The sequence below is a fragment of the Arthrobacter sp. zg-Y769 genome, assembly GCF_020907405.1.
Lineage (GTDB): Bacteria > Actinomycetota > Actinomycetes > Actinomycetales > Micrococcaceae > Arthrobacter_B.
The window spans coordinates 1-8,033 of the sequence record NZ_JAJJOE010000020.1; the positions used below are offsets into that span (position 1 = coordinate 1).

Below are 8,033 nucleotides of genomic sequence, written 5' to 3' on the forward strand. Positions count from 1 at the left end.
CATGGTTCGTGTTCCAGGTAGCAACAACGGTGTTGTTGTCCGGGAACCACATAGTGGACGCAAGCAGCATGATCTACAACACCCTTTATACTTTGACGGACCGTTTGAAGTCGTGTCCGTCCAGGTGTTGGTGTGGTGTAAGTTATCGGCCTATTAGTACCGGTCAGCTTCACGGGTCTTTAGTCCCCGCTTCCACATCCGGCCTATCAACCCAGTGGTCTGGCTGGGGGCCTCTCACACACAAGGTGTATGGAAATCTCATCTCGAAGCGGGCTTCCCGCTTAGATGCTTTCAGCGGTTATCCCATCCGAACGTAGCTAATCAGCGGTGCACTTGGCAGTACAACTGACACACCAGAGGTTCGTCCGTCCCGGTCCTCTCGTACTAAGGACAGCCCTTCTCAAATTTCCTGCGCGCGCAGCGGATAGGGACCGAACTGTCTCACGACGTTCTAAACCCAGCTCGCGTACCGCTTTAATGGGCGAACAGCCCAACCCTTGGGACCTACTCCAGCCCCAGGATGCGACGAGCCGACATCGAGGTGCCAAACCATGCCGTCGATATGGACTCTTGGGCAAGATCAGCCTGTTATCCCCGAGGTACCTTTTATCCGTTGAGCGACGGCCATTCCACAATGTACCGCCGGATCACTAGTCCCGACTTTCGTCCCTGCTCGAGATGTCTCTCTCACAGTCAAGCTCCCTTGTGCACTTACACTCGACACCTGATTGCCAACCAGGCTGAGGGAACCTTTGGGCGCCTCCGTTACTCTTTAGGAGGCAACCGCCCCAGTTAAACTACCCATCAGGCACTGTCCCTGACCCGGATTACGGGCCGAAGTTAGATATCCAGTATGACCAGAGTGGTATTTCAACGATGACTCCACCCGAACTGGCGTCCGGGTCTCACAGTCTCCCACCTATCCTACACAAGCCACACCGAACACCAATACCAAACTATAGTAAAGGTCTCGGGGTCTTTCCGTCCTGCTGCGCGTAACGAGCATCTTTACTCGTACTGCAATTTCGCCGAGTTTATGGTTGAGACAGCGGGGAAGTCGTTACTCCATTCGTGCAGGTCGGAACTTACCCGACAAGGAATTTCGCTACCTTAGGATGGTTATAGTTACCACCGCCGTTTACTGGGGCTTAAATTCCCAGCTTCGCCCGTAAGGGCTAACCGGTCCTCTTAACCTTCCAGCACCGGGCAGGAGTCAGTCCGTATACATCGTCTTGCGACTTCGCACGGACCTGTGTTTTTAGTAAACAGTCGCTTCCCCCTGGTCTCTGCGGCCCCGATCCCCTCCGGACAGCAAGTGTCCATCAAGGTTGGGGCCCCCCTTCTCCCGAAGTTACGGGGGCATTTTGCCGAGTTCCTTAACCATAATTCTCTCGATCGCCTTAGTATTCTCTACCTGATCACCTGTGTCGGTTTGGGGTACGGGCGGCTGGAACCTCGCGCCGATGCTTTTCTAGGCAGCATAGGATCACCGGATCCCCCCGTGAGGGGGTCCCGTCGGATCTCAGGTTCGTCATCAAAGACACCGTGACGGATTTACCTATCACGGACCCTACGTCCTTAGACCAGGTCTACCATCGCCTGGCCCGGCTACCTTCCTGCGTCACACCTGTTAATACGCTTACCTCCCAGGATCAGGTCCCGTGCTCGGCCAAAACCCTCACACCACAAGGGTGATCGGGCAGGCTCCGGACGGTTAGTGTCCCCTGCTTGGTATGGGCGGTTCTTCGCCGGTACGGGAATATCAACCCGTTGTCCATCGACTACGCCTGTCGGCCTCGCCTTAGGTCCCGACTTACCCAGGGCAGATTAGCTTGACCCTGGAACCCTTGATCATTCGGCGGACGGGTTTCTCACCCGTCTTTCGCTACTCATGCCTGCATTCTCACTCGTGTAGGCTCCACCACTGGTTTACACCGCAGCTTCACTGCCCACACGACGCTCCCCTACCACTCCAGACGACTGAACCACGAAGGCTTGTCTAATATCTGAAATCCACAACTTCGGCGGTGTACTTGAGCCCCGCTACATTGTCGGCGCGGAATCACTTGACCAGTGAGCTATTACGCACTCTTTCAAGGGTGGCTGCTTCTAAGCCAACCTCCTGGTTGTCTGGGCAACTCCACATCCTTTCCCACTTAGCACACGCTTAGGGGCCTTAGTTGGTGGTCTGGGCTGTTTCCCTCTCGACTATGAAGCTTATCCCCCACAGTCTCACTGCTGCGCTCTCACTTACCGGCATTCGGAGTTTGGCTGACGTCAGTAACCTTGTAGGGCCCATTAGCCATCCAGTAGCTCTACCTCCGGTAAGAAACACGCAACGCTGCACCTAAATGCATTTCGGGGAGAACCAGCTATCACGGAGTTTGATTGGCCTTTCACCCCTACCCACAGCTCATCCCCTCCATTTTCAACTGAAGTGGGTTCGGTCCTCCACGACGTCTTACCGTCGCTTCAACCTGGCCATGGGTAGATCACTCCGCTTCGGGTCTAGATCACGCCACTGCATCGCCCTATTCAGACTCGCTTTCGCTACGGCTTCCCCTCACGGGTTAACCTCGCGACGTAACACTAACTCGCAGGCTCATTCTTCAAAAGGCACGCTGTCACAGCAATCAGAGCTGCTCCAACGGTTTGTAGGCACACGGTTTCAGGTACTATTTCACTCCCCTCCCGGGGTACTTTTCACCTTTCCCTCACGGTACTTGTCCGCTATCGGTCATCAGGGAGTATTTAGGCTTACCAGGTGGTCCTGGCAGATTCGCACGGGATTTCTCGGGCCCCGTGCTACTTGGGATCCTCTCCAAGCGGCAGCATACATTCCGGTTACGGGGCTAACACCCTCTACGGCCTGGCTTTCAAACCAGTTCACCTATGCATCTGCACTCACTTCACCGATCCGGCAGAATCGGTACGGAAAGTCCCGCAACCCCAGTGATGCAACGCCCGCCGGCTATCACACACCACTGGTTTAGCCTCTTCCGCGTTCGCTCGCCACTACTAACGGAATCACTGTTGTTTTCTCTTCCTGTGGGTACTGAGATGTTTCACTTCCCCACGTTCCCTCCACGCACCCTATGTGTTCAGATGCGGGTCACCCGGTCACTCGCGCGCCGGGCGGGGTTTCCCCATTCGGACATCCTGGGATCAAAGTTCGGTTATCAACTCCCCCAGGCTTATCGCAGATTCCTACGTCCTTCTTCGGCTCCTGATGCCAAGGCATCCACCGTGTGCCCTTAAAAACTTGACCACAAAGATCAATTTATTATCGCTATCGAGAAAACCACGGTCTCCCCAGGCACCCTTCACGGGCACCCGGATCCACCAGGTTTTTCTGAAATTGCACTTAATATTTTAAGATGCTCGCGTCCACTATGTAGTTCTCAAACAACAACCCCGTCACACCCCTCCCCGCACCGGACACCCCGCAAAGGGCGTCAGTGATACGGTTCCGGCCTGCGCAGGAACAAACAGAAACAACCAGTCAACCCGCCGCCGCTGCCCCGCAAAGGGAAACAGCCAACGGGTGCCTGTTGCTTCAGGACCCAACAGTGTGCCAAACGGTCAACCCGCAACTCCGACCGGACCAACGCTTTCCAGGACCCCGAAGGGAACGTACTCACCGATCCGGACATCATGCCGGCGCCTATCCATTGATATTCCACCCTTGAGCACCCACCGGAGAACATATGTCTCCGACATGGGCATCTCCTGCAGGGCACACCACCAACACTGTGGAAGGCAATGCCACCCTGAGGTGCTCCTTAGAAAGGAGGTGATCCAGCCGCACCTTCCGGTACGGCTACCTTGTTACGACTTAGTCCCAATCGCCGGTCCCACCTTCGACGGCTCCCTCCCACAAGGGGTTAGGCCACCGGCTTCGGGTGTTACCAACTTTCGTGACTTGACGGGCGGTGTGTACAAGGCCCGGGAACGTATTCACCGCAGCGTTGCTGATCTGCGATTACTAGCGACTCCAACTTCATGAGGTCGAGTTGCAGACCTCAATCCGAACTGAGACCGGCTTTTTGGGATTAGCTCCACCTCACAGTATCGCAACCCTTTGTACCGGCCATTGTAGCATGCGTGAAGCCCAAGACATAAGGGGCATGATGATTTGACGTCGTCCCCACCTTCCTCCGAGTTGACCCCGGCAGTCTCCTATGAGTCCCCGCCATAACGCGCTGGCAACATAGAACGAGGGTTGCGCTCGTTGCGGGACTTAACCCAACATCTCACGACACGAGCTGACGACAACCATGCACCACCTGTAAACCGGCCACAAGTGGGGGACCTGTTTCCAGGCCTTTCCGGTTCATGTCAAGCCTTGGTAAGGTTCTTCGCGTTGCATCGAATTAATCCGCATGCTCCGCCGCTTGTGCGGGCCCCCGTCAATTCCTTTGAGTTTTAGCCTTGCGGCCGTACTCCCCAGGCGGGGCACTTAATGCGTTAGCTACGGCGCGGAAAACGTGGAATGTCCCCCACACCTAGTGCCCAACGTTTACGGCATGGACTACCAGGGTATCTAATCCTGTTCGCTCCCCATGCTTTCGCTCCTCAGCGTCAGTTAATGCCCAGAGACCTGCCTTCGCCATCGGTGTTCCTCCTGATATCTGCGCATTTCACCGCTACACCAGGAATTCCAGTCTCCCCTACATCACTCTAGTCTGCCCGTACCCACTGCAGACCCGGGGTTGAGCCCCGGGCTTTCACAGCAGACGCGACAAACCGCCTACGAGCTCTTTACGCCCAATAATTCCGGATAACGCTTGCGCCCTACGTATTACCGCGGCTGCTGGCACGTAGTTAGCCGGCGCTTCTTCTGCAGGTACCGTCACTTTCGCTTCTTCCCTGCTGAAAGAGGTTTACAACCCGAAGGCATTCGTCCCTCACGCGGCGTCGCTGCATCAGGCTTCCGCCCATTGTGCAATATTCCCCACTGCTGCCTCCCGTAGGAGTCTGGGCCGTGTCTCAGTCCCAGTGTGGCCGGTCACCCTCTCAGGCCGGCTACCCGTCGTCGCCTTGGTGGGCCATTACCCCAACCAACAAGCTGATAGGCCGCGAGTCCATCCAAAACCGCATAAAGCTTTCCACGGACCGCCATGCGGTGGTCCGTTGTATCCGGTATTAGACCCGGTTTCCCAGGCTTATCCCGAAGTCAGGGGCAGGTTACTCACGTGTTACTCACCCGTTCGCCACTAATCATTCTGTGCAAGCACAGAAGTCATCGTTCGACTTGCATGTGTTAAGCACGCCGCCAGCGTTCATCCTGAGCCAGGATCAAACTCTCCGTAAATGTGTTACAGACACAATGCCGAAGCCAAGGAAAATTGGCTGCAGACACTGCACTAAATTCGAAACCGGCTAAAAAAACCGTCCCATACCCACGGGGTGGGCGGTAACGGCCTGTTCAACCAATCAAAATAAATTGGTATCAATAAACTTGGCACACTATTGAGTTCTCAAACAACAGACGCAATCCGAAAATACTCGGGAAAACAATGTTTTCCCTTTCTTCTTCGCTGCAATGTTTTCCAGGAAAGCGTTTCCGCCGTTCCCGACCCAGCAACAACCGGAGTCTTTCCCACCGGCCCCGCAAAGGGCACGCACTGGTTGGACTCTGTTTTTTGTTGGGGTTTGGCCGCCATGCTCGGGCGCTTTTCCAGCGTCCCGGCCGCGGCGACTTCTAAAACTTTACACACCTTTGCCCGTAGCCGCAAATCGTCCGGCACAGCCGGAGCCGGCCCCCTGCCGGCACCGGCTCCGACCATCCCTCAACCACCCGGCACAGGCACCCCCGGACTAGCTGCTGCGCCTCCGGAAGGAACCCAGCACCAACAGCGAACCGGCCAGTACCGCACCCCCGGCGGCCACGGCCATGCCCGCGGCGTCTTCCGCCCCGGTCCGCGGAAGCCGTTCCGTTACCGGCACCGGCGCGTATTCATTAACCACCTCAGCCGTCAGCTCCTGCCCCGGCAGAATGGTTACCTCCGCCGTACCCGAGGATTCCACGGTGACATCCTCATTCCCTCCCGTGGTCGGCTCCGTCACCCGGCACACCGTTCCCGCCGGAATGCCCCCGTACCGCTGGGTAAAGGTATCCGCCGAAGTCCCCTCGGGAATCACGAAGATCTCATCGATCAGTCCCTCACCACACTGGACGTGAAGCACGATCTCGTCCTGCAGGCCCGCGCCGGAACCGCTGACGGTTTTCGCCACGAGAAGGCTGCCCGGGTTGAATTCCACAGTGTTTGTGACCTCCAGGATGTTTTCGCCTTCGATGATTGTCACCGGCTCCGGGAGCACGGGTGTCACCGTCACCTCCACGGTGGATCCGGTTACCTCTTCCGTCACCGCGCACACCGTTCCCACTGGAAGATCAACGATCGTTTCGCTGACCGGCGCTGCTGATCCTGCGGGGATTTCAAAGCTAAACAGCCCCACCGTTCCGCAATCGACAGTGAGCGCAATCGCGCCTTGGCTGCCTGCGGCTTCCCCTGCAAAGGTTTTGTTTACCAGGAGATCGCCCGCCACGAAGAACTCCGCCGTCGCCTGGGTTCCGGTTTCCAACACCGTGTTCGCGGCAAGAATGAGGGGCTGCGCGTTGCCCAACAGTGGATCACCCTTGTCGTAGAGATAGACGTTGCCGGTCTGGACGTTGACGGCAGCGCGCGCGCTAAGGACTCCTGGGGCGGTGGATGCCGGCGGACCGCCCACCCAGATCTGGGTCCCCGTAGGGAATGTGCTCCCGTTCGGGATAGGGACGGTCCCCGCAGCGTCGGCGAACATGGTGTATCCGGTCGGCACGGAAACCGTAATCGCCGCACTTCCCTCCGCTGCCACCGTGAACGGGCCCGCCACGCCTCCCACCGGACCCGCAGCAACCGGTGGGGTAACGGTGACGTTCGGCGGGGGCGGTTCCACCAGGGGCCCATTGGCCTGCGCGTCGGCGACGATCGTCTCAACCGCGTCTCTGATGACCGTCTCCGTAGTATTGACCAGGTATCCGTCGGTGAAGTACCAGATCGCGGCCTGCACCGCTGCAGCCTGCTGGTCTACCGATAAGCCCTCAGGCGCTGCGGGATTCGCAGGATAGTAGTTGTTCAAGATGTAATTTACGTAGCCAAGGTTGGCTACGTTGGCTTCCTCCCAGGCCCCCTGAACATAGCCGATGCCGACCATGGTTTCCACCGCTGTGTCGATGCAGTACATCTGCCCTATACCGCCACGGGCATCCTCAGTGATAATGATGCCCGCGAACCGGCCGGTCACAGGCACTCCCTCTGGGTTCTCCTCCGGATACGGTTCCAATGGACCCGGCGGGGTGGGATTGTTAGCCACGAAGGCCTGCACCCTTTGAGCGGGCCCGAGCCTGGTAGTTTCGACTTCCGCGTTTGCGCTTGCGACCGGTGCCGGATCGTCTTCCTCCGGCTCTGCCCACCAGGCATTCGCGGGTGCCGCGAACGGTGCCAGCAGCAGCGCTGCAGCGGCCGCCATGCCTAAAAGAGACCTGCGTAGCCGGCGCTCGTGCCCCCGCCGACGCCGCGGGCCCGGTGGAAGGGAATATGGGCTCATAGGGGTCTCCTGCTTCTATCCCTGGGGATGACTCGCGAGTGACCATGCCGAAACCAGTTCGGCCTGTGCTGGGCACAGTATGTGGGATCCACGGCCGGGGGTAGGCGAAACCGCCATATTCATAGAAAGCCGGGGCAGGGACCAAATCTCTTCTTGACAGCACTGCTTAAACAGGTCAGGCCCCGCACCAATGGTGCGGGGCCTGACCCCTGACTAAACCAGGGCCGTTAAACAAGTGAAGCCCGTACCAACACTGGTACGGGCTTCCCCTGTTATTCAAATATTGTCCGGCGGTGACCTACTCTCCCACATCCTCCCGGATGCAGTACCATCGGCGCTGTGGGTCTTAGCTTCCGGGTTCGGAATGGGACCGGGCGTTTCCCCCACGCTATGACCGCCGTAACCCTTCCACCCGCACCACACACCCAAAACCAACAAGG

1 protein-coding gene and 3 rRNA genes are annotated in these 8,033 nt (G+C 57.8%); all 4 read right to left on the minus strand.

Annotation, left to right across the window (positions count from 1 at the left end):
* Positions 1–132 precede the first annotated feature (132 nt).
* Positions 133–3,268 (minus strand): 23S ribosomal RNA (locus LOC60_RS16015).
* A gap of 518 nt (positions 3,269–3,786) precedes the next feature.
* Positions 3,787–5,314 (minus strand): 16S ribosomal RNA (locus LOC60_RS16020).
* Together the 16S and 23S rRNA genes form the textbook arrangement of a ribosomal RNA operon.
* Positions 5,315–5,820: 506 nt before the next feature.
* Positions 5,821–7,290, minus strand: a complete 1,470-nt coding sequence (locus LOC60_RS16025; RefSeq protein ID WP_230026709.1) for a thioester domain-containing protein — start codon at positions 7,288–7,290, stop codon at positions 5,821–5,823.
* Positions 7,291–7,878: 588 nt separating this feature from the next.
* Positions 7,879–7,995, minus strand: a 5S ribosomal RNA gene (gene rrf / locus LOC60_RS16030).
* Between the last annotated feature and the right edge of the window lie 38 nt (positions 7,996–8,033).